Consider the following 23,416-nt stretch of genomic DNA (forward strand, 5'->3'; position numbering starts at 1 on the left):
CTGCTTATCATTTCGCATTTAAGGCGATTTATCTCTCTCTTCTCGCAACAAAGATGGAAGTAGCTTGTTGGTCTACCCCAGAGCTTAAAAATATGCTACGCAAAACCAGAATGTGAGCAATCAAAGATTTAAACACTGGTCATTAAGGATAAAAAATGTTCAAAACGCACAAGATAGAAATTGAATGGGCCGGGCGTCCGCTCACCCTTGAAACAGGGAAAATAGCACGTCAAGCTGATGGTGCCGTGATTGCTACCTATGGTGAAACGATTGTCTTAGCAACCGTTGTATCGGCAAAAAGCCCAAAACCAGACCAGGACTTTTTTCCACTCACCGTTAATTATCAAGAAAAATCCTATGCTGTTGGTCGAATACCTGGGGGCTATTTAAAACGTGAAAATCGGCCAAGTGAAAATGAAACTTTGGTTTCACGCTTAATTGATCGTCCAATTCGTCCTCTCTTCGTTGAGGGTTATAAAAATGATACACAAGTCATTGTTTCCGTTATACAGCATGATCTTGAAAATAATCCCGATATTCTTGCGATGATTGCCTCCTCTGCCGCTTTGACCCTGTCAGGGGTTCCTTTCATGGGACCTATAGCAGGTGCCCGCGTTGGCTATTGTAATGGACAATATGTTCTCAATCCTCATATTGATGAAATGCCTGAATCAAAACTTGATCTTGTGGTTGCTGGAACAGAAAGTGCTGTCTTGATGGTCGAATCAGAAGCACAAGAATTACCAGAAGATATTATGTTAGGTGCTGTGATGTTCGGTCACAAAGGCCTTCAACCTGTCATTGATGCCATTATCAAGCTTGCTGAAGTTGCTGCAAAAGATCCTCGTGATTTTGTTCCTGAAGATCTTTCTGACCTTGAAAAAGCAATGCAAGAAATGGCCGAACAGGGTATACGAAAGGCCTACACAATTACTGACAAGCAAGAACGTTATGCCGCAATTGATGCCCTAAAAACAGAAATCATCCATAAATTTATGCCAGAAACAGAAGATGACTGTCAATTTAGTACAGATCAAATTGCAACCGTCTTTAAACAGTTGCAAGCAAAAATTGTTCGCGGAAACATTCTTGATACAGAAAGGCGTATTGATGGACGCAATCTTTCTACTGTGCGCCCTATCCAATCAGAAGTGAGTATTTTGCCCCGCACACATGGATCAGCACTCTTTACCCGTGGAGAAACACAAGCGATTGTCGTTGCAACATTGGGGACTGGTGAAGATGAACAATATGTTGATGCCTTAACGGGGATGTACAAGGAAACGTTCCTTCTTCATTACAATTTTCCACCATTTTCAGTAGGAGAAACAGGACGCCTTGGTTCTCCTGGTCGTCGTGAAATTGGACATGGAAAATTAGCATGGCGAGCAATTCACCCCATGTTGCCAACGAAAGAATCTTTTCCTTATACCATTCGTGCTGTCTCAGAAATTACTGAATCTAACGGTTCTTCTTCTATGGCAACGGTTTGTGGAACATCGCTTGCTCTTATGGATGCTGGTGTTCCGCTCGCGCGCCCCGTTGCAGGTATTGCTATGGGATTGATTAAAGAAGGAGAACGCTTTGCTGTTCTGTCTGATATCTTAGGGGATGAAGATCATCTTGGAGATATGGATTTTAAAGTTGCAGGAACAGAAAATGGTATTACTGCTTTGCAAATGGATATCAAAATTGACGGTATTACCGAAGAGATTATGAAAATCGCACTTGAACAAGCTAAAGATGGCCGAATCCATATCCTTCATGAAATGAGCAAAGCTTTAACCAGTGCACGCGCTGAACTCAGCGAATTTTCGCCACGTATTGAAGTTATGAATATTGCTGTTGATAAAATTCGCGATGTGATCGGCTCTGGTGGTAAAGTTATTCGAGAAATTGTGGAACAAACTGGAGCAAAAATTAATATTGAAGATGATGGTACCATTAAAATTGCTTCTGCTGATGCTAAAACCATTGAAGCAGCAAAACGCTGGATCCATTCTATTGTCGATGAGCCTGAAGTTGGTGCTATCTACCAGGGAACAGTTGTAAAAACTGCAGACTTTGGTGCGTTTATAAACTTCTTTGGTTCTCGTGATGGACTTGTTCATATCTCTCAACTTGCATCAGAACGCGTCACCAAAACAACGGATATTGTTAAGGAAGGTGATAAAGTTTGGGTTAAACTCATGGGCTTTGATGAGCGTGGAAAAGTTCGGTTATCCATGAAGGTCGTTGATCAAGAAACCGGAAAGGAAATTACCGATGATCAATCGGTGAAAGAAGAAAAACAACCTGAAAATAAACGCCGCCGGAAGAAAAAAGAAGAGTAATCTTTTCTTCTTATCGTAATCATGAAATGCCATCCCAACATTGGAGTGGCATTTTTCTTTGAAAGAACCACATGTGTTATCATTTTTACCTTTTGAAAATCATGCAATCCCTTATCCAAATCCAAACCAATGCTGGCTAAGTTTCGGTTTAACCGGAACCCCCTCTGCAGAATGGGTACAAAATTTAAAAGTTATCACGCCTTGGCGACCAGATTTTTTAAAATTTGTCGATGCTCAATTTCACTGCTCTCCTCAAATAGACAAAACTCTCATCTATGATGGTGCACTTTTGCACCTGAGCAAATATCGTGGTTTTAACCAAAATTATTTTCTTGATTTATTAGAATGCGTTAAACCCAGTGGATGGATTGTAATCAGTGGGAATAAAACGGCTGGTGCTGCTTCAATGATGAAATGGGTCAAAAAAATTGTTCCTATCACCAATAAACTATCTAAAAATCATGGTCTTGTATTTTGGCTTCAAGTTCCTCAACAAATAGAGAGACAAAATATTGCACAATTGCGCTCACCACCGCTTTTTTTTGATAAATTTCAAACCACCTCTGGTATGTTCTCACATGGTCGTATTGATCTAGGATCTGCTGCCCTTGCTTCTTATCTGCCCAAAGTTATTTCTGGAAAAACGGCTGATTTTGGAGCTGGCTGGGGCTATCTTTCTCACGTTGCACTTGAAAGCAATGTAAAACTTACAACTCTTGATCTTTATGAAGCAGACTACAACGCTTTGAAAGCAGCACAACAACACCTTAACCTCACAACAGCCCCTTTTCCAATTCATTTTTATTGGCACGACCTTGTGCATGAGCCTGTCACAAATCTGTATGACACAATCATTTCAAATCCACCGTTTCACACACAACAAACGACAGATGTCTCCTTAGGAAAACATTTTATTATAAATGCTGCAAAATGCCTAAGGCCAAGTGGCAGTCTGCTTCTTGTTGCAAACCGCCACCTTCCTTATGAAACATTGTTAAAAGATATTTTCCGCACAGTGTTGATCCATGAACAAGCTCATGGTTTCAAAATTATCGAAGCACGAAAATAAACAAAACAAGCAATACCTCTAAAGAATAAAACGGGAAAGATCGATATCAGCAGCAAGCTCGCCAATAGATTGTCTCACATAAGCAGCATCAATTTTAAACGATGTTCCAGCTTTATCCGGCGCTGTAAAAGAAATCTCATCCAAAACGCGCTCCATAACGGTTTGCAAACGACGTGCCCCTATATTTTCAATCCTTGCATTTAAATCTACAGCAATATCAGCTAAAGCATCAATCGCGTCATCGGTTATTTCCAAATGAACCTCTTCCGTTGCCATAAGAGCAATATATTGTTTAATCAAACTCGCTTCTGGTTCTGTTAGAATACGTCGTAAATCTTCCCTTGTTAAAGGGTTAAGCTCCACACGGATAGGCAAACGCCCTTGAAGTTCCGGTAATAAATCAGATGGCTTGGAAACATGAAATGCACCAGAGGCAATAAAGAGAATATGATCTGTCTTGATTTGCCCATATTTTGTAGCAATTGTTGTTCCTTCCACCAAAGGCAAAAGATCACGTTGGACACCCTCACGCGAAACCGCAGCACTGGCTCCGCCATCCCTCGTCGCGATTTTATCAATCTCGTCGATAAAAACAATACCGTCATTTTCAGCAACACGAAGTGCTTCTTGAATAATTTGTTCCTGATCAAGGAGTTTTTCAGATTCATCATCAATGAGTGGTTTAAAAGCATCCCTTACTGTCGTTTTACGGACTTTTGTACGACTGCCCATTTTGCCCAAAATATCGGATAAATTCATAATCCCCATTTGCGCCCCAGGCATACCAGGAATATCAAAGGTTGAAGCACTATTGCTATTATTATCAGCGACTTCAATTTCAATCTCTTTCTCATCTAATTCACCTTCACGCAATTTTTTGCGAAAACTATCACGGGTAGCCGGACTTGCTGTTTTACCAACAAGGGCATCTAAAACGCGCTCTTCAGCATTCACGTGAGCCTTTTCTTTTATTTCATCGCGTTTCTTTTCACGCACAAGAGAAATGGCAATCTCAACAAGGTCTCGAATAATTTGCTCAACATCACGACCCACATAACCAACTTCAGTAAATTTAGTCGCTTCTACTTTCACGAAGGGCGCTCCAGAAAGTTTTGCTAATCGACGTGCGATCCCTGTCTTACCAACACCTGTTGGTCCTATCATTAAAATATTTTTTGGCATCACTTCTTCACGCATCGGCTCATCAAGCTGTTGTCTACGCCACCGATTACGCAGTGCAATAGCTACAGAACGTTTGGCATCATTTTGGCCAATAATAAAACGATCAAGTTCAGAAACAGTCTCACGAGGGGAAAATACAACACACATTTAAATAGCTTTCTCTAAAGAAGATAATTCTGCATCCAATGTTTCAATCGTAAAATGATCATTGGTGTAAACACAAATTTTAGCGGCAATAGCCATAGCTTTACGAGCAATCGTTTCGGCATCCAAATCCAAGTCCATCAGTGCCTGCGCTGCTGAAAGAGCAAAATTTCCTCCAGAACCAATGGCCATAACCCCATCTTCTGGTTCTAAGACATCACCAAGCCCTGTTAGAGCTAAAGTTACTTTCTTATCAGCCACGAGCATCATTGCTTCTAGACGACGCAAATAGCGATCTGTTCGCCAATCCTTTGCAAGTTCTACACATGCGCGCATAAGTTGATCAGGATATTGCTCAAGCTTTGTTTCTAATCTTTCCAGTAATGTGAACGCATCTGCCGTAGCACCTGCAAAACCAGCAATAACCACTCCGCTCTTCCCAAGACGACGAACTTTACGTGCATTGCCTTTCATAATCGTCTGTCCAAGAGATACCTGACCGTCGCCAGCCATCACGACTTTGCCACCTTTTCGTACTGTAATAATCGTTGTACCATACATTATGTCTGGCTTATGTTCTGTCATAAGGAGACTCCTATATTACTTTCCTTTTAATATTATCTTTTCATACAATGTAAAACTCAATTACTATTGTCCTATTTAAGAACATATATAGCAAAACACAATGATTCAGCATCATTCAATTTGTTGAAATTGAAAAAATGATATTATTGTTGTCAATGTAAATTACTGCTAAATAGCTTTATGTAAACAGTTTGTGCCTTTATAGAGGAAAATTATGAAAAAAATAGCTATAGGAACCTTAGGTGGAACAATTGCAATGACTGCTGATCGTTTTGGCCACATGCAACCGACTTTAACCTCAGATAACCTCATAAAAAGTGTTCCTGATTTAAATAAGGTGGCTGATATTCACGCACAAACATTAATGCAAATACCAAGTGGATCTTTATCTTTTAAAATTCTTTTTGAAATACTCGAGTGGGCAAAACAACAAATACACGCTGGCGCAGAAGGGATTGTTTTAACGCAAGGGACTGATACTCTAGAAGAAACAGCTTTTTTTCTTTCTCTTTATTGGAAGGAAGCTGAACCACTCATCATAACCGGTGCTATGCGTACTCCTTATGAAGCAGGCGCTGATGGACCCGCTAATATTTTAGCAGCAACCCGTGTCGCGACGTCCCCACAAAGTCGCAACAGAGGCGTTCTCGTTGTCATTAACGATACGATTCATTCACCTTATTGGCTCTATAAAAGTCATACCGTCAAAGTTGAAACATTTCAATCAGGACTCGTAGGTATTTTAGGAACTATTTTAGAAGGAAAACTCATTTATTTCAATGATAGAAAATTTTCCTCGACAACGTTTGATCTTCCTCAAAACCACGATCATCAAATTGCACTCCTCTATTCCTCTCTATCGTCTGATGCGCAATTAATGAAACTCTGCCTTGAAAGTGGATATTATGCCGGGCTTGTTATCGCTGGTTTTGGTGCAGGACACTGTAGTTTTCAAGAAGCAGACCTTGTACAACAATATGCACAAAAAATACCCATTATTATTGCTAGTCGTTGTTGTAATGGCTCAACAACTCGTATAACTTATGGCTATAAAGGCTCAGAAATCGATATGATTGCTTCGGGTGTTCTCATGTCCGGTTATTTATCAGCCGTAAAAGCGCGTTTGCTTTTATGGGCTTTTTTGGCACAAGGACACTCATTGGCACAGATCCGTGCTCATTGGAATGATTGGACGATAAGTTAATAAAAATGATCTATTATCTTAAGGAAGAGAGCATGCAAAACAAAATTTATTTGAATATAAAGCAGCTCATCTGTCCGCTCTTAATCGATTACTGTGGCAAAAAAAATCTCGACAAATACAAATGATTGATACAACTGTACAAAAAATTAATCAGAAAGATAATTTGGTCAAATCCATTTCTGACCGATATTCACCCTATCGCGTCTTTACGGCACAAGAATGGTCAGAGTTTCGTGCGGACACACCTCTCACTTTGACTTTTGATGAAATTAAACGTTTACGCTCTATTGATGATCCTATCGATCTTGAAGAAGTCCAACGCATTTATCTTTCTTTATCGCGTCTGCTCTCATGCCATGTTGAAGCAGTGCAGGAACTTTTTCACAAACGTCAGCAGTTTCTCCATCAAGAAGAGAGTCAAAAAACGCCCTTTATTATTGGGATTGCTGGTTCTGTAGCCGTAGGAAAATCAACCACCGCTCGTATCCTTCAAGAACTGTTGAAACGTTGGACATCTAGCCTTAAAGTTGATCTGATCACAACAGATGGTTTTCTCTATCCTAATGCGATCTTAGAGCAAAAAAATCGTATGAATCGTAAAGGATTTCCTGATTCCTACGACATTAAAAAATTGCTGTGCTTTCTCTCAGCTATAAAAGCAGGTATCGGAAATGTCTCTGCTCCTCTTTATTCTCATATGACTTATGATGTTCTAGAAAATCAGACAATTACCATTGACCGTCCTGATATTTTAATTGTTGAAGGGATTAATGTATTACAGGTTAGTGATCTTCCTAAAGATGGGAAAGCAATTCCTTTCGTGTCGGACTTTTTTGATTTTTCAATCTATGTCGATGCCGAAACAGAAGTCATTCGTCACTGGTATTTAGAGCGTTTTAAACGTTTACGTAAAACAGCTTTTCAAAATCCTGAATCCTATTTTCATCGTTATGCCCTACTTAATGAAAAAGAAGCCTCAAAAATCGCTGAGGATCTTTGGCAAACGATTAATTTAAAAAATTTACAGGAAAACATATTGCCAACACGACCACGGTCCAATCTCATTCTGCGAAAGGGAAAAAATCATTTGGTCGAGTATGTCGCACTCAGACGACTATAAGGATCTCATAAACTATGCACCAGCACTCCATTCATTTTACCTCAACACGTATTGATACTAGTTGCCCTATCATCTTGGTAAATCAAAGAAATCTTGCCAACTTATCACTTGAGGCCTCAACAAAAGCATGGATAAAAGTTAATGATTTTACTGGCAAAGCAGGACAAATACTCTTTGTTCCTCACGAAACGGGACATTTAAAAAAAGTTTTATTTGGAATTGGCGATGGGGGAGATCCCTTTATCACAGGACTGCTTGCTCAAAAACTTCCTGCTGGTCACTGGCATTTAGAAGGTGAAACCTCTGATGAAATAAATGCCTATCTTGGATTGGCGCTGGGAAGCTATCAATTTAAGCGTTATCGCCAAAACTTTTCCTCTAAAACATCGTCGGTCTATGTCAATGAGGCCGTTGATTTTGATGAGCTCCAACGTATTTATGAAGCTGTCTTCTTCGTCCGTGATCTCATCAATCTTCCAGCTAATGATATGACTCCAGATACTCTTGAAGAAGAAGCACGACAACTAGGAAAAATTTATGGTGCTCATGTCCAAAGTATTTGTGGAAATGATCTCTTAACCCATAACTTTCCGATGATCCACGCTGTAGGACGAGCAGGTAGCACTGCACCACGACTGATCGAGTTACACTGGGGGCAAGAACATCATCCTAAAATAACGTTGGTAGGCAAAGGCGTAACTTTTGATACGGGGGGACTGGATATTAAATCAGCCAATAACATGTTGCTTATGAAAAAAGACATGGGGGGTGGAGCACATGTTTTGGGATTAGCTAAACTTATCATGGATGCAAAATTGCCTTTCCGTCTACGTGTTTTGATTCCAGCTGTAGAAAATGCCATTTCTGCCAATGCTTACCGACCAGGTGATATTCTCAAAAGTCGTAAAGGTTTAAGTGTTGAAGTGGGCAATACAGACGCTGAAGGACGACTTGTCCTTGCTGATGCACTCGCCTATGCTGATGAAGAAAGTCCAAAATTCATGCTTTGCATGGCTACTTTAACGGGAGCAGCACGTATCGCATTAGGACCAGATCTTCCTGCATTTTATTGTAATGATTCAATATGGGCACAAAAAATTTCTGAATCTGCTCACGCTGTTTTTGATCCCCTTTGGCCAATGCCTCTTTGGAAACCTTACCAAGAGATGCTATCATCTCCCATTGCTGACCTTAACAATGTCACTGGAAATAGCTTTGCTGGCTCTATAACGGCTGCTTTATTTCTTAATTCTTTTGTTGAAAAAGCTGAACATTTTGCACATTTCGATCTTTATGGATGGGTTCCAAAAGAAAAACCAGGATACCCCGTGGGGGGATCAGCACAAACGATTCGTGCCCTTTATAATATTTTAAAAAAATGACGTTTGACACAAAATATCCATAAAGATGGATAATTTTGCTACTTCAAAAGAATTCTCTTATCGTCTTAAAGTATGCTCTGGGATTTATTTAAAGATGAGGTGTTCTGCTTGTGTCGTTGTCATGAATCTATTTAAAATAAAATGAAAGGGAAACAAATGATCTCTAAAGATCCAAGATTACATGCATTCAGAGAAGATCTAGCAGATAAACGTCTTGAAACAGAAATTACAGCGCAGCGCTTTGTGCAAGGTGAAAAAAGACGTGTTAATGTCCCTGTTGCTGGACTGTTTAAAGAAAACAATAAAAAAAGTGAAATGCAGACAGAGTGCTTATTCGGGGAAGAACTTCTTATCTTTGAACATGGAGAAACAATGTCGTGGGGACAATCCCTCAAAGATAATTATGTTGGCTATATTGATACAAAAACGCTTTGTACATCAACCGTAAAGCAAACGCATATCGTTTCAGTTCCACGTACTTTTCAATATTTCCAAGCTGATTTGTGTGGACCAATGGAGTATCCTTTATCCATGGGAAGTAAGGTCAGTGTTGTTGATGAAGTTGAAGTCCGTGCAACCATGTATTCTGTACTTGAAAATGGGAAAGCAATCATTAGTAATCATCTTAATCCCATTGATCACATGTATAAAGATTATGTTACCGTTGCTGAAATGTTTATCCGCACGCCTTACCTTTGGGGTGGAACCAGTGGTTTTGGACTTGATTGCTCAGGAATCATCCAACTTTCTATGATAATGACCGGTCAGATGGTTTTACGCGATACTGACATGCAACAGAAAACTATAGGCAATTCACTCTCAGACGGTGATAAACTTCAACGAGGTGATTTAATTTTTTGGCAAGGTCATGCTGCCATTATGGTTGATCATGAAAATATCATTCATGCGAATGGTTTCTCTATGGATGTTATGATCGAACCTCTAGAGGAAGTCATTACACGTATTGCTCAAACATATCAACGATATCCCATCGCAAAACGTCGCCCAATTCAAGAAACTTAATCCCCCTCCTATAAAAAACAAATCATTGAATGTTTTTATATTTAATCATTCATTAATCGCGTGTTTTATGTGTTTTAGATTGTTTTTCTTACACACCGCTTTTTGTACGTTATCGAAATTTTTTGAATGAAAAATCGTAAAATATCAACAGAAAAAGGATAGTTTATGATTATAAAACACTAGGTTATTATATTAAATGTATTACGATACTGCTTAAAGTATTGAACATGTAAAATGATTTTCATAACAAGCTCAAAGCATTCTCTTCTAAAAAGTCTTTTGAATTTTTCCTATTATCGATATCTTATGAAATAAATGCCCCTGATATCTCTTAGCACTCCCAAGCTCAACTCACAACAATACGCATAAACAGTATAAATCCATTATCTAGCACCATTTTATGCTTCTGAATCATGCAAAGCTCCCATTATAAATTTTTCCAATTCTCAATGTCGCGATAATCTCTTAGCTATTGGTGAGTGTTCTTTCAGCACAAATTTCATGTCTTTTTTAATTGTTTTATCCCCGTGAGGCTCTCCGCTTGGAGCGTGCAAGAATGGTTTTGATTGACCGAGCATCCACAGATTTTAAATGTGAAGATTTTACAGGATTGAGCTTTTCCAGCTAATATAAAAAATTATAAATAAATCCTTATATTCAAACAATATTTTCTTCTTATACACATTAAAGAAGATGATTTTTTAATACCTGTACCAATGGTTTATCAGCATCAGGCATAGGATATCTCTCAAGATCACCAATAAAAACCCATTTTAAATTTTGCCCTTCTCGTCCTTGAGCAACACCTTCATAATGGCGACAAAGATATAAGGGCATTAGGAGATGAAATGTTTCGTAGCTATGGCTTGCAAATGTTAAGGGCTGTAAATTATCCACCTGAACATGAATACCCAGCTCCTCTTCTAATTCACGAATTAATGATGTTTCTGGAATTTCGCCTTGTTCAATCTTTCCACCAGGAAACTCCCATAAACCAGCTAGTGATTTTCCTTGAGGACGCTTGGTAAGCAGAACACGATTATCTTGATCTAACAATGCACACGCAACAACAAGAAGAAGTAAACTTTTTGTCCCCATACCACTCTCCAAACAGGATAAAGATAACCACTTTTTTCCTATCACCCTCTACTTCAAAATGAAAGTGCTAAAATACTCCCTATTCTCCCCCAAATATACAGATATCTACTGTCAAATTTATGATGTATCCGTTAACTTCTGTAATCGCCATTGATCATAACGTATTCCTTCGTCAAATCGCAAGACCAAACTATCGCCTTACCAGCGCCCAAACCAATATCAACACGAATTGTGATGTGTTTACCTCGCATATAAGCAGCTATTGTTTCTTCGCAATATTCAGGGTCTCGTTCACCATTGACAGCTAAACGATATTCCCCAAACCAAATCGTCAACAGATCACGATCCACTTCAACACCGGCCTTTCCAACTGCCATCACGACTCGCCCCCAGTTGGCATCTTCACCGGCAATAGCCGTTTTTACAAGCGGTGAATTTGCAATGGATAAAGCAATCGTTTTCGCTGCATTGTTTGTTGTAGCACCACTCACATTCACTTCAATTAAATGACGCGCACCTTCTCCGTCACACACAACTTGGAGTGCAAGTTCATGCAGAAGTTCACTCAATTGTTTCACAAAAACGCCATAACGTGGATCAGATTGACTTGTAAGACATGGAAAATGTTCTTTTCCTGTCGCAAATATCATGAGTGTGTCTGATGTCGAAGTATCACTATCGACAGTAATCGAATTGAAAGAACCCTCAACGGCCTCTGATAACATGGATTGAAGCATATCCGAAGAAATAGTTGCATCACTGACCACAAACGAGAGCATTGTCGCCATATCGGGTGCAATCATCCCAGCACCTTTTGCAATTCCATGAATGGTAACATTAGCCCCCCCACAATCAAAGATACGCGTCGCAAGTTTTGGAAATGTATCGGTTGTCATGATGGCTTTTGCAGCTTCCAACCAATTTCCCTCTTCTGCTGTCTCTGCCATACTTGGTAAAAGATTTACAATACCTGAAGCATCCATTGGCTCACCAATAACACCCGTAGAAGCTATAAAAATTTCATTTTCTCTCACCTTTAAAGTGTCCGCTGCTGCACAGATGATTTCATTGGTTGTGTTCTTTCCTTTACTTCCCGTAAAAGCATTTGCATTTCCGGAATTCACAACAACACCCCTAGCAACCCCATGGGGAAGCGATGCACGACAATGCTCTACAGGAGCAGATGGGCATTTTGAACGTGTGAAAACACCTGCCACACTCACTGGTTTATCGAATACTATAAAAAGGAGATCTGTACGATCTTTATATTTAATCCCAGCTTTAGCTGTTGCTATCCGTACACCAGATAATGGGGAAAGCTCTTGGATATTTTGGGGTTTCAAAGGAGATATTTTAAAAACCACACTTATGCTTTCTATAAAAACAAATAAAACGATCGCAGCTTAATAACCTCTTAATAGAAAACTGCTCGTTTTTTTTTGAAAAAACAAACCTAGCAAACTATCTATTAAAGAGGCTATCTACTTATTTTTTTCTCGTTATTCCGTATCTTCTTCGTCGGATGTCTCATCAGGAAGCAATGTTCCATTTTGATTAAGCGATTCCATGATTTTTGTAACATTAGGATCAGGATATTTCACATCCACCTTGCTACGCAAATCAACAATGAGTTCTTGATAGCGCTTTTTTATCAACTGTGTACGCAACATCTCTTTAACATCATCAAATGCTGGAGGTTGTTTTACACGACGATCTTCTAATTTAATAATATGCCAACCAAAAGGACTTTCAACGGGTTGTTTCGTATATTCGCCAACCTTCAAACCAAATGCTGCATCTTCAAAAGGCTTAACCATTTGACCATGGCTAAAATAACCAAGATCACCCCCAACAGCAGCGGAACCATCTGTTGAACTTTTCTTTGCAATCTCTTCAAAATTTTCGCCTTTATCTAAATGCTTAATGATAGCTTCTGCTTCTTTTCTGGTTTTGACCAAAATATGACGCGCTTTAACTTCATCCTCTTTAGGTAAAGCAGCAATTTCTTGCTTATAAAGAGCTTCCAAATCGGTCTCCGATATTTTGTCAACAATCGCCTGTTTAAAATAAAGCTGTTGAAGCACATTGTCACGCATAACTGCCATACGTTTATCGTAAGCTTCTGTCTTATCAAGACCTTTGCTTTTGGCTGCTTTTGCAAGTGCCTGCATATCCAAATAAGCTTTTAAGACCATAACACGGCGTTGTTCATCAGGAAAACGGGCTAAATTAGGATTTATTTCAAGTGCTAACTCATCCAATTGTCCTGCTGTAATATTCTTTCCATCAATAACAGCCATAACATGAGAAGGAGAAACGGCTTTTTCAGAAGCTTTCTCCAAAGCCTTTAAATCATTTGACGATGAATTCGCACCTTCTTGGGCCCTCACCCCTAAACTTGTACTTGCCAATAAAGTTGATGCTAAAAACAGCGTGATAAAGTTAAATTTCATAAATATACTCCTTAAAAATGCACGGCAGGTTCAAGATTCCAATTTTCTTTACCATAACACTTTAACCTTTAAACAGAGAGAAATAAATGAGCAATTTATTTTAAAAAGTATAAAATTGCCCTTTTATCTCAGTTTCTTCAACCCTATCTAACGTAAATGAAAAACATGATAATAGAAAAAATGGCATATTGTATCTTAAATTACTTTGTATTGTATCCGTTAAATAACATACCTAAAGTTGACATAGCGCCCTTAGCCTCTTATCTCTACTCTACAATTAAAGTGAAAAATTGCACACCGGCAAGTATAATGGTACCATCTGCATTTCATGATATCAGAAAACTTAAAGAAAATGTGGAACATGGGGAGATCATATGAATTTCCCAATAAGAGTGACAACAATTAAAAGAAAGGGCCAGAGATGGTCAGTTTAGGTGTTTTTGCACGTAAATTTTTTGGTTCAGCTCATGAGAAACGTCTCAAAGCACTCCGCCAAAAAGTTGCACAAATTAATGCTTTGGAAGAACAATTTGTAAAATTAAGCGATGAGCAGCTTTGTCAAAAGACAGAAGTCTTTCGTAAACGTCTTAGTGAAGGTGAAAGTGTTGATTTACTCTTACCAGAAGCGTTTGCAACGGTTCGTGAAGCCGCAAAACGTGTTTATGATATGCGTCCTTTTGACGTACAACTTATTGGTGGAATGGTCCTTCACAATTGTGGCATAGCTGAAATGCGTACCGGTGAAGGTAAAACATTAATGGCTACTCTACCAATTTATCTCAATGCATTGGAAGGTAAAGGCGTTCATGTTGTGACGGTAAACGATTATCTCGCCAGTCGTGATGCTGAAACAATGGGAAAAATTTTTAGTTTTCTAGGGCTTACAACGGGTGTGATTCTTCATGATCTTGATAGCGATGCTCGTAGAGCAGCCTATGCATGTGACATCACCTATGCGACAAATAATGAACTAGGCTTTGATTATTTGCGTGATAATATGGCTTTTGATCATAGTCAAATGGTTCAACGTGGGCATCACTATGCAATTGTTGATGAAGTGGATTCTATCCTTATTGATGAAGCGCGTACACCCCTTATTATTTCTGGTCCTCTAGAAGATCGTACGGACTTTTATAACCTTATTGATACATTTATTCCTGCCTTAACGCCGGAAGACTATGAAATAGACGAAAAACAAAAAACAACGACCTTTACCGAAGTTGGTACTGAAAAAATTGAAAAAATGCTCGAACAAGCTGGGTATCTTAAGGGTGAAGGTCTTTATGACATAGAAAATGTCGCTATCGTTCATCATGTTAATAATGCTCTAAAAGCCCATAAACTCTTTGTTCGCGATAAAGATTACATTGTTCGCAATGATGAAATTGTGATCATTGATGAATTTACAGGCAGAATGATGCCTGGACGACGTTATTCTGAGGGGCTTCATCAAGCGTTGGAAGCTAAAGAGCATGTTGCTATTCAACCAGAAAATCAGACACTTGCTTCCATCACTTTCCAAAATTATTTCCGCATGTATAGAAAATTATCTGGAATGACTGGAACTGCAACAACAGAAGCCGAAGAGTTCAGAAATATTTATGGTCTTGACGTTGTCGAAGTCCCGACCAATTTACCGGTACAACGTCTTGACGAAGATGATGAAATTTATCGAACAGCAGAAGAAAAATATCGGGCGATTGTGCATAATATTCGTCAAGCGCACGAAAAAAAACAACCTATTCTTGTTGGAACAACTTCTATTGAAAAGTCAGAACAATTGGCAGAACGTTTGCGAAAAGAGGGTATTACCGATTTTAGAGTCTTAAATGCTCGCTATCACGAGCAAGAAGCATACATCATTGCGCAAGCAGGCGTTCCTGGCGCTCTTACCATCGCAACCAACATGGCAGGACGTGGTACGGATATACAGCTTGGTGGGAATGTTGAAATGCGCATCCGACAAGAATTACAGGATACCCCCGAAGGACCAGAGCGGACAGCTAAAATTGAAGAAATCAAAAAAGATGTCAAACAACTTAAAGAAGAAGCTTTAGCCGCTGGGGGACTTTACGTTATTGCAACTGAACGCCATGAAAGCCGTCGTATTGATAATCAGCTTCGTGGGCGTTCTGGTCGTCAAGGTGATCCTGGTCGCTCAAAATTCTTTCTTTCTCTTCAAGATGATCTTATGCGTATCTTCGGCTCCGACCGTATGGATAGCATGCTGCAAAAACTTGGATTGAAAGAAAATGAAGCTATTATCCATCCGTGGATTAATAAAGCCCTTGAAAAAGCACAAAAAAAGGTCGAAGCACGGAACTTTGAAATTCGTAAAAATCTGTTAAAATATGATGATGTTATGAATGATCAACGCAAGGTTATTTTTGAACAGCGTATGGAGGTCATGAACGCAGATGATTTATCAGAAATGATTCATGAAATGCGCAATGAAGTCGTGGAAGATCTTGTAGAGACTTATATTCCTTCTGGGACATATTCTGAAAAATGGGATGTAAAAGCTCTCGAAGAAGAGCTTCAACAACTCTTTAATCTTGAGCTGCCTGTGGAAGAATGGGCAAAAGAAGATGGAATTGCCGAAGAACAAATTTTAGAGCGTATCTTGGATGCTGTTACAAAACTTGAAAATGAGCGCACTGAACGCTACTCTCCAGAGGTTATGGCTTATTTTCACAAAGCAGTGTTGCTCGAAACTATTGACACGTTATGGCGTGAACATCTTGTGAGTTTAGACCATTTGCGTTCTGTTGTTGGTTTTCGTGGTTATGCGCAGCGAGATCCACTCAATGAGTATAAAACAGAATCTTTTGAACTCTTTCAAAGTATGTTGAAAAATTTGCGCCGAATTGTCACTTCTAAACTTATGCGCTTTGAAATTATTCAACAACCTACCGAACCGACTATGCCTGAGCAAACTAGTTCTGATTCTTCTGTCTTTAATGATCAGAACCAAGAAAATGGTCCCACCTTATGGGCACGATCACAAGAAAATAGGTTTGTTAATCCACAAGACCGTGACCCCAACGATGTAACCACATGGGGGAAAGTTGGACGCAATGAACGCTGTCCTTGCGGTTCAGAGAAAAAATACAAACATTGTCATGGATCCTTTGTTTGAAAAGCAAACAATGAAAATGAATAAAAAGCGAAACTATGAGCAAGAATTGCGCGCAGCTGGTTTAAGAGTAACGCGCCAACGGCGTGTTATTCTTGATATTTTAGCTGATACAAATGATCATCCCAATGCATTTGAAATTTTTCAACGTGCAAACAAAATAGATTCGAGTATTTCGCTCTCAACGGTTTATCGAACCATGAAAACATTAGAAGGAAATGGAACAATTCACCGTCATACCTTTAGTGGTGGTCCATCTCGTTTTGAGCAAGCCGATGGCCAACATCATGATCATCTCATTGATATAGAAACAGGACAAGTTATTGAATTTCATTCTGATATTATTGAAAAATTGCAAGAGGAAATTGCAAAATCCCTTGGCTATGATATTATTCATCATCGTCTTGAACTTTACGGAAAAAAACTCTTAAAGAAATGATGCTATATCATGAGATGAAGATATCTCAGATAAATCGGGTTTTATAAAAATTTGCCTTGAAAATAGAATAGTTTTCATTGGCAAAAAAGTTTTTCTACTTTATTACCCCTTTTTGTATGATGCTATATTACGGTAAGTCGTTGCCAGTGTTCTAACAAAAAAAGCATTGCAATAAAATATTATAAAAAATTGTATTATGAAAAATTAGGCCAATATTATCATGGTTTCTTTGCCACAAGATCGCATAAAACAACTTGAAAAGCGCTTTGAAATAATTGAAAGCCAAATGACAACCAATCCAAATGCTGAGACATACGTCAAATTAGCTTCTGAATATGCAGAACTACAACCCGTTATTGCCTCTATACGCGCATTAAATGCTCTTTCTGGGGAGATTACAGAATTAGAAACGATTATCAACGATAAACAAACAGATATAGAAATGCGTCATCTTGCCCAAGAAGAACTCCCATTATTATCTCAGAAAATGCAACAACTTGAGCAAGAACTCCAGATTCTGCTTTTACCTAAAGATGTTGCTGATGAAAAAAGCGCTATTATTGAAATTCGAGCAGGAACAGGTGGATCAGAGGCAGCACTTTTTTCCGGTGATCTTTTCCGTATGTATGAACGTTATGCTCATGCTCACCATTGGAAAGTAGAGGTTATTTCACTCAGTGAGGGGGAAGTTGGTGGATATAAAGAGATTATTGCGAGCATTTCAGGGAAAGGTGTCTTTTCTAAATTGAAATATGAATCAGGTGTCCATCGTGTGCAACGCATCCCTGAAACAGAGACCGGAGGACGTATCCATACCTCTGCTGCTACTGTTGCAGTGCTTCCAGAAGCTGAAGAAATTGATATTAATATTCGTCCTGAAGATATTCGTATTGATACCATGCGAGCCTCTGGTGCAGGAGGACAGCATGTCAATACAACGGATTCAGCTGTTCGTATCACGCATATTCCAACAGGAATTATGGTCGTACAAGCAGAAAAATCACAACATCAAAACCGAGCAAGAGCCCTTCAAATTTTACGGGCACGTTTGTTCGATATCGAACGACAAAAAGTGGAAAATGAACGTTCAGCTTCTCGTAAAAACCAAGTTGGTTCCGGTGATCGCTCTGAGCGTATTCGTACCTATAATTTTCCACAAGGACGCGTCACGGATCACCGTATTAATCTAACCCTTTATAAACTTGATCGAATTTTGGAAGGAGATCTTGATGAGCTTGTTCATGCAATCATTTCAGATCATCAAACAACACTCCTGATGGAAATGGATAATAATTGAGCAAATATTCTTTCAAGAATGTCATCCAACAAACGCAAGAAAGATTGCGCACAAAAGGAATTTTGGAAGCCGATCTCGATGCGAAAATACTCGTCGAATGGATAACAGGAATAAATGCTGCGACAAGAATTTCTAAACCAGATATACAACTGTCTTCTGAGCACATTATACAAATAGAACAAGCTGTAAAACGCCGTATTGCGGGAGAACCTGTCTATCGTATTATAGGGATGAGAGAATTTTATGGTATATCTTTCGCGTTGTCTCAAGAGACGTTAGAGCCTCGTCCGGATACAGAAACGCTCATCGATCTTGTTCTCCCTTTCCTCAAAAAACAGGTCGAAAATTCGAGAAAAATAACATTCCTGGATATGGGAACAGGAAGTGGTGCTATTGCCATTGCTATTCTTAAACAAATTCCCCAAGCCTATACAGTAGCCGTCGATATTTCTGAAGATGCCCTTAAAACGGCTACAAAAAATGCAAAAAATGCTGACGTCATACATCGCTTCACACCTCTTCTTAGCGATTGGTTTGATTCTGTCACAGATCGCTTTGATTTCATTGTTTCCAATCCACCCTATATTCCCGCAAAAGATATCAAAACACTTGCAAAAGAAGTGCGCTTATATGATCCATTGCGTGCTCTTATTGGTGGAAAAGATGGGCTTGATTTTTATCGAAAGCTTGCCCATGAATCAACCAACTACTTAAAAGAAAACGGCACTATTGCTGTTGAAATTGGTTATTCTCAAGAAAAAGACGTCTGCGATTTATTTAAAAAAAATGGTTTTCAATGTTTAGAAATGCGCAAAGACCTCAGTGGGATACCCCGCGCACTTCTATTTGCGTGCAAGCCTTAGAATTCCCAATCATCATCCGTGGTCGCAACCGCCTTGCCAATGACATAGGAGGAACCAGCCCCTGAAAAAAAGTCATGATTCTCATCAGAGTTTGGTGATAAAGCCGCTAAAATAGCAGGATTAACACGACAAACCTCAGGAGGGAAAAGAGCTTCAAAACCTAAATTCATTAAAGCCTTGTTGGCATTATAATGGAGAAAAATTTTTACATCTTCCGTCAATCCAAGGGTATCATAAAGATCTTCAGTATATTTGCACTCAATGTTATAAAGATCAAAGAGCAAGTTAAAAGCAAAATCTTTAATTTCTTGTCTTTTAGCTTCATCAAGCTTTGCATAGCCCAATTGGAATTTATAGCCTATATAATAACCATGGACCGCTTCATCACGAATGATCAGCCGAATGAGATCTGCTGTATTGGTCAATTTAGCACGACTAGCCCAATACATGGGCAAATAAAAACCAGAATAAAATAAAAAGCTTTCCAGCAAAGTCGAAGCAATTTTTTTCTTGAGTGGATCATTTGCTTCATAACGCTCAAGAACTAACCTAGCCTTTTTCTGCAAATGACTATTTTCTTCTGACCATCTAAATGCATCATCAACTTCTACCGTCGAACAAAGGGTTGAAAAAATAGAGGAATAAGAACGTGCATGAACGGCTTCCATGAACGCAATATTCGTCAAAACCGCCTCTTCATGCTCTGTTATCGCATCAGCAAGCAATGAAATAGCCCCTACCGTATTTTGAATGGTATCTAGAAGTGTTAATCCTGTAAAAACACGAATCGTCAATTGACGTTCTTCATCCGTTAAGCTTGACCATGAGGGAATATCATTGGAAAGTGGAACCTTCTCAGGCAACCAAAAATTTCCAGTTAAGCGGTTCCATACTTCAAGATCTTTCTCATCGTGTAATCTGTTCCAATTAACAGCAGACACAATAGGATTTTTGGTTGTAATCTTTGTCATATGATGACCTCCTATAAGCTGCACGAAACACAACCATCAACTTCTGTTCCACTCAATGCGACTTGTCGCAGCCGCACGTAGTAAATACTCTTTATACCCTTTTTCCAGGCATAAATTTGTGCGCGGTTAATATCACGTGTGGTAGCGGTATCCGGAAAAAATAGTGTTAATGAAAGACCTTGATCAACATGCTGTGTCGCAGCAGCATAGGTATCTATAATTTTTTCAGGACCAATCTCATAAGCATCTTGGTAAAAATCCAAATTTGTATTATCCATATAAGGAGCGGGATAATAAACGCGCCCAATTTTTCCCTCTTTGCGAATTTCAATTTTTGAAGCAATTGGATGAATAGAAGAAGTGGCATGATTAATGTAGGAAATAGATCCCGTAGGGGGAACTGCCTGCAAATTGCGGTTATAAAGCCCATACTCAATAACGCGTTTCTTGAGTTCCTGCCAATCCTTGTGATCTGGGATGGCAATATTATTCCGTGCAAAAAGCTCTTGTACAAGCGCAAATTGCGGTTTCCATTCTTTTTCAATATATTTTTCGAAAAAACGTCCATCAGCATAAGCTGATTTTTCAAACCCTGCAAACATTTCTTGACGTTCGCGGGCAATTAAATTGGAAACCCGTATGGCATGATATGTCACAATATAAAAATAGATATTGGTAAAATCAATCGCTTCTGGAGACCCATAATAGATCTGCTCACGCGCTAGAAACCCATGCAAATTCATCTGTCCCAAACCAATCGCATGACTTTCAGCATTGCCTTTCGCAATGGAAGGCACGCAAGCAATATTACTCATATCCGAAACCGCAGTAAGAGCGCGGACAGCAGATTCCACCGTCTGTCCGAAATCAGGACTTTCCATGGCTTTAGCAATATTCATTGACCCAAGATTACAAGATATATCACTTCCAATCGTGCGATAGGTTAAATCTGTCTCCAGTTCACTTGCCTCACTCACCTGCAAAATTTCTGAACATAAATTGCTCATACTTATGCGTCCAGAAATCGGATTGGATCGATTAGCAGTGTCCTCAAATAAAATATAAGGATAACCAGATTCAAATTGAATTTCCGCTAATGTCTGAAAAAAAACGCGTGCACTTATTTTCTTCTTCCGAATCTTTGCATTATCAACAAAAGAGCGATAATGCTCCGTTAAAGAAATATCGCTAAAGGGTTTACCTGTCACACGCTCAATATCATAAGATGAGAAGAGATACATATCCTCATTATTCCGAGCAAGCTCAAAAGTAATATCAGGAATAACTACACCAAGAGAAAGCGTTTTGATTCTAACTTTTTCATCGGCATTTTCACGCTTTGTATCCAAAAATTTCATAATATCTAAATGATGTGCATGCAAATAAACAGCTCCAGCTCCCTGCCGGGCCCCAAGCTGATTGGCATAAGAAAAAGAATCTTCCAAAAGTTTCATCACTGGTAAAACACCGGACGATTGATTTTCTATTTGCTTAATTGGCGCTCCAGCTTCCCGCAAATTTGTTAAACAAAGTGCCACACCTCCACCGCGTTTTGAAAGCTGTAAAGCAGAATTAACCGCACGGCCTATCGATTCCATATTATCTTCAACACGGAGCAAAAAACACGAAACCAATTCACCTCGTTGTTTTTTTCCAGCATTTAAAAATGTTGGCGTTGCTGGTTGAAAACGCCCTGTAATAATCTCATCCACAAAACTTTCAGCAAGAGCTTTATTCCCTTGTGCCAAATATAAAGCCACAAGACAGATGCGGTCTTCATACCGTTCAAGATAACGCTTCCCATCAAAAGTCTTTAGCGTATAACTGGTATAGTACTTAAATGCACCTAGAAAGGTAGGAAAACGAAATTTAAATGCATAAGCGCGTTTAAAAAGCTTTTTAATAAAAGAGAAATCATAAAGCTCAAATAAGGCTTTTTCATAATAACCTTCCTCTATTAAGTAATCTATTTTTTCCTTCAGGTTATGAAAAAAAACTGTATTTTGATTAACATGCTGAAGAAAATATTGCCGTGCTGCAAGCCGATCCATATCAAATTGGATATGGCCATTTTCATCATAAAGATTAAGCATTGCATTCAGCGCATGATAATCCGTAATCTGATCGGATTTCTGCGACTGTTCTATCCCAATTGTTTCCAAAATCTTTCCAATCCCTTTTTTACACAAATAACGTCTTCATCAGTTCCACGCAGCTCAAAACGATAAAGGCAAGGTACACAACATTTTTCAGCTATGATCTTACTGGCTAAATTATAATAGCGACCAAAATTACGATTCCCACCGCCAATGACACCACGAATTAACTTGCGGTTCTCAGCTTCATTAAGAAAACGAATAACGGCTTTCGGCACCGCCCCTCTTCCTTCTCCATCTGCATACGTAGGGACAACCAGTACATAAGGTTCACCAACGAATGCAGAGGGCTTTCTTTTATCAATTTTGAAGAGTCGTTGACCAAGTTGCGAGACAAAATGTTCTGTATTACCCGTTGCACTCGAATAATAAACAATAAGCCCCATTAAGCACAAAGACCACTAATCATATCTGGTCTAAAACCAGACCAATGATTCTCACCACAAACAACGACAGGAACCTGACGATACCCCAGAGATTGAACAAAACTGTATGCTTGTTCATCAGAGGAAATATCAACAACACGATAATGAATGCCTTTTGCATCAAAAGCGCGGCGTGTAGCATCACATTGAACACAAGATGGTTTGCTATAAATAGTGATCGACATTTTCTTCAACTTTCACAATTCAAAACAATCAACCCTAAAAGAGTCAATCTAATAATTTTATAGGTACTCAAGAATAACAAACAACAGAAATTGTATGCAAAACGTGTGATTATTTTCAAAGAGCACACAGCTTTCTGAACATAACAGAACCTCTCATCAAATGACTTCAAAGACTATGATGAGAATAAGCGATTATTCTACAACTTAAATGGGGTCCCCCAGTTGTAAAACAATCTTTTGCTTGGCAAACAATTCCCTCCTGCTGTCTAAAAAACTAACGTTCTAAACCACCGTTTTCAAGAGTTCTGTTTTTACTCTTTCACGGCAAAAATCAATTACAAAAACGAAAGG

Annotated in this window: 19 protein-coding genes; 10 read left to right on the forward strand and 9 right to left on the reverse strand. The window is 39.0% G+C overall.

Annotation, left to right across the window (positions count from 1 at the left end; all coding sequences use genetic code 11):
- Positions 1 to 155: 155 nt before the first annotated feature.
- Positions 156 to 2,333, forward strand: coding sequence for a polyribonucleotide nucleotidyltransferase (gene pnp, locus PVV70_RS03230; protein ID WP_273757860.1), 2,178 nt, complete (start codon positions 156 to 158; stop codon positions 2,331 to 2,333).
- A gap of 73 nt (positions 2,334 to 2,406) precedes the next feature.
- Positions 2,407 to 3,402 (forward strand): class I SAM-dependent methyltransferase, encoded by a 996-nt coding sequence (locus tag PVV70_RS03235; protein WP_273757861.1) that lies wholly within the window; start codon positions 2,407 to 2,409, stop codon positions 3,400 to 3,402.
- An 18-nt stretch (positions 3,403 to 3,420) separates the two neighbouring features.
- Here PVV70_RS03235 and hslU read toward each other — a convergent pair whose 3' ends face one another.
- Together hslU and hslV are read right to left on the reverse strand one after the other, a co-directional pair.
- Complete coding sequence (hslU, locus tag PVV70_RS03240; RefSeq protein WP_254473405.1) at positions 3,421 to 4,731, reverse strand: ATP-dependent protease ATPase subunit HslU; 1,311 nt, start codon at positions 4,729 to 4,731, stop codon at positions 3,421 to 3,423.
- Positions 4,732 to 5,313, reverse strand: coding sequence for an ATP-dependent protease subunit HslV (gene hslV, locus PVV70_RS03245; protein ID WP_273757862.1), 582 nt, complete (start codon positions 5,311 to 5,313; stop codon positions 4,732 to 4,734).
- Positions 5,314 to 5,527: 214 nt separating this feature from the next.
- Here hslV and PVV70_RS03250 point away from each other — a divergent pair, with 214 nt between their 5' ends.
- The 4 genes from PVV70_RS03250 to PVV70_RS03265 all read left to right on the forward strand — a co-directional run bounded on the left by PVV70_RS03250 (position 5,528) and on the right by PVV70_RS03265 (position 10,042).
- A complete protein-coding gene (locus tag PVV70_RS03250) occupies positions 5,528 to 6,517 on the forward strand; it encodes an asparaginase (RefSeq protein ID WP_273757863.1) in 990 nt (329 codons plus the stop codon).
- Positions 6,518 to 6,692: 175 nt separating this feature from the next.
- Positions 6,693 to 7,637, forward strand: a complete 945-nt coding sequence (gene coaA, locus PVV70_RS03255) for a type I pantothenate kinase (protein WP_273757911.1) — start codon at positions 6,693 to 6,695, stop codon at positions 7,635 to 7,637.
- Positions 7,638 to 7,651: 14 nt separating this feature from the next.
- Entirely contained in the window at positions 7,652 to 9,019 is a 1,368-nt protein-coding gene (locus tag PVV70_RS03260; protein WP_273757864.1) for a M17 family metallopeptidase, read from the forward strand.
- 156 nt (positions 9,020 to 9,175) lie between these two features.
- Positions 9,176 to 10,042 carry an NlpC/P60 family protein gene (locus tag PVV70_RS03265; RefSeq protein WP_273757865.1) on the forward strand — a complete coding sequence of 289 codons (867 nt, stop codon included), beginning with the start codon at positions 9,176 to 9,178 and terminating at the stop codon, positions 10,040 to 10,042.
- Between the two features lie 684 nt (positions 10,043 to 10,726).
- Here PVV70_RS03265 and mutT read toward each other — a convergent pair.
- From mutT to PVV70_RS03280, 3 genes are all read right to left on the reverse strand, one after another.
- The gene (gene mutT / locus PVV70_RS03270; protein ID WP_273757866.1) at positions 10,727 to 11,140 is read right to left on the reverse strand and encodes an 8-oxo-dGTP diphosphatase MutT; all 414 of its coding nucleotides are present in this window, start codon (positions 11,138 to 11,140) and stop codon (positions 10,727 to 10,729) included.
- A gap of 131 nt (positions 11,141 to 11,271) precedes the next feature.
- A complete protein-coding gene (gene argJ, locus PVV70_RS03275) occupies positions 11,272 to 12,504 on the reverse strand; it encodes a bifunctional glutamate N-acetyltransferase/amino-acid acetyltransferase ArgJ (protein WP_273757867.1) in 1,233 nt (410 codons plus the stop codon).
- Positions 12,505 to 12,639: 135 nt separating this feature from the next.
- A complete protein-coding gene (locus PVV70_RS03280; protein WP_273757868.1) occupies positions 12,640 to 13,593 on the reverse strand; it encodes a peptidylprolyl isomerase in 954 nt (317 codons plus the stop codon).
- Positions 13,594 to 14,014: 421 nt separating this feature from the next.
- Here PVV70_RS03280 and secA point away from each other — a divergent pair, with 421 nt between their 5' ends.
- The 4 genes from secA (at position 14,015) to prmC (ending at position 19,328) form a co-directional block, all read left to right on the forward strand.
- Positions 14,015 to 16,732 carry a preprotein translocase subunit SecA gene (secA, locus tag PVV70_RS03285; protein WP_273757869.1) on the forward strand — a complete coding sequence of 906 codons (2,718 nt, stop codon included), beginning with the start codon at positions 14,015 to 14,017 and terminating at the stop codon, positions 16,730 to 16,732.
- Positions 16,671 to 17,168: a Fur family transcriptional regulator gene (locus PVV70_RS03290; RefSeq protein ID WP_273757870.1), complete on the forward strand. Its 498-nt coding sequence runs from the start codon at positions 16,671 to 16,673 to the stop codon at positions 17,166 to 17,168. Before secA ends, PVV70_RS03290 begins: the two co-directional genes overlap by 62 nt.
- Positions 17,169 to 17,388: 220 nt before the next feature.
- Positions 17,389 to 18,465: a peptide chain release factor 1 gene (prfA, locus tag PVV70_RS03295; protein WP_273757871.1), complete on the forward strand. Its 1,077-nt coding sequence runs from the start codon at positions 17,389 to 17,391 to the stop codon at positions 18,463 to 18,465.
- Positions 18,462 to 19,328, forward strand: coding sequence for a peptide chain release factor N(5)-glutamine methyltransferase (gene prmC / locus PVV70_RS03300; protein ID WP_273757872.1), 867 nt, complete (start codon positions 18,462 to 18,464; stop codon positions 19,326 to 19,328). The genes prfA and prmC overlap by 4 nt, the downstream gene beginning before the upstream one ends.
- Here the strand turns inward: prmC and nrdF are convergent.
- From nrdF to nrdH, 4 genes are read right to left on the reverse strand one after another with little or no spacing between them, the layout of a single operon-like run.
- On the reverse strand, positions 19,325 to 20,299 hold the full coding sequence (nrdF, locus tag PVV70_RS03305) for a class 1b ribonucleoside-diphosphate reductase subunit beta (protein ID WP_273757873.1): 975 nt from the start codon (positions 20,297 to 20,299) through the stop codon (positions 19,325 to 19,327). The genes prmC and nrdF overlap by 4 nt on opposite strands.
- 11 nt (positions 20,300 to 20,310) lie before the next feature.
- Positions 20,311 to 22,461 (reverse strand): class 1b ribonucleoside-diphosphate reductase subunit alpha, encoded by a 2,151-nt coding sequence (nrdE, locus tag PVV70_RS03310; RefSeq protein ID WP_273757874.1) that lies wholly within the window; start codon positions 22,459 to 22,461, stop codon positions 20,311 to 20,313.
- Positions 22,443 to 22,841, reverse strand: coding sequence for a class Ib ribonucleoside-diphosphate reductase assembly flavoprotein NrdI (nrdI, locus tag PVV70_RS03315; protein ID WP_273757875.1), 399 nt, complete (start codon positions 22,839 to 22,841; stop codon positions 22,443 to 22,445). The genes nrdE and nrdI overlap by 19 nt, the downstream gene beginning before the upstream one ends.
- On the reverse strand, positions 22,841 to 23,065 hold the full coding sequence (gene nrdH / locus PVV70_RS03320) for a glutaredoxin-like protein NrdH (RefSeq protein ID WP_273718175.1): 225 nt from the start codon (positions 23,063 to 23,065) through the stop codon (positions 22,841 to 22,843). Before nrdH ends, nrdI begins: the two co-directional genes overlap by 1 nt.
- Between the last annotated feature and the right edge of the window lie 351 nt (positions 23,066 to 23,416).

The organism is Bartonella sp. AU55XJBT, from assembly GCF_028618525.1.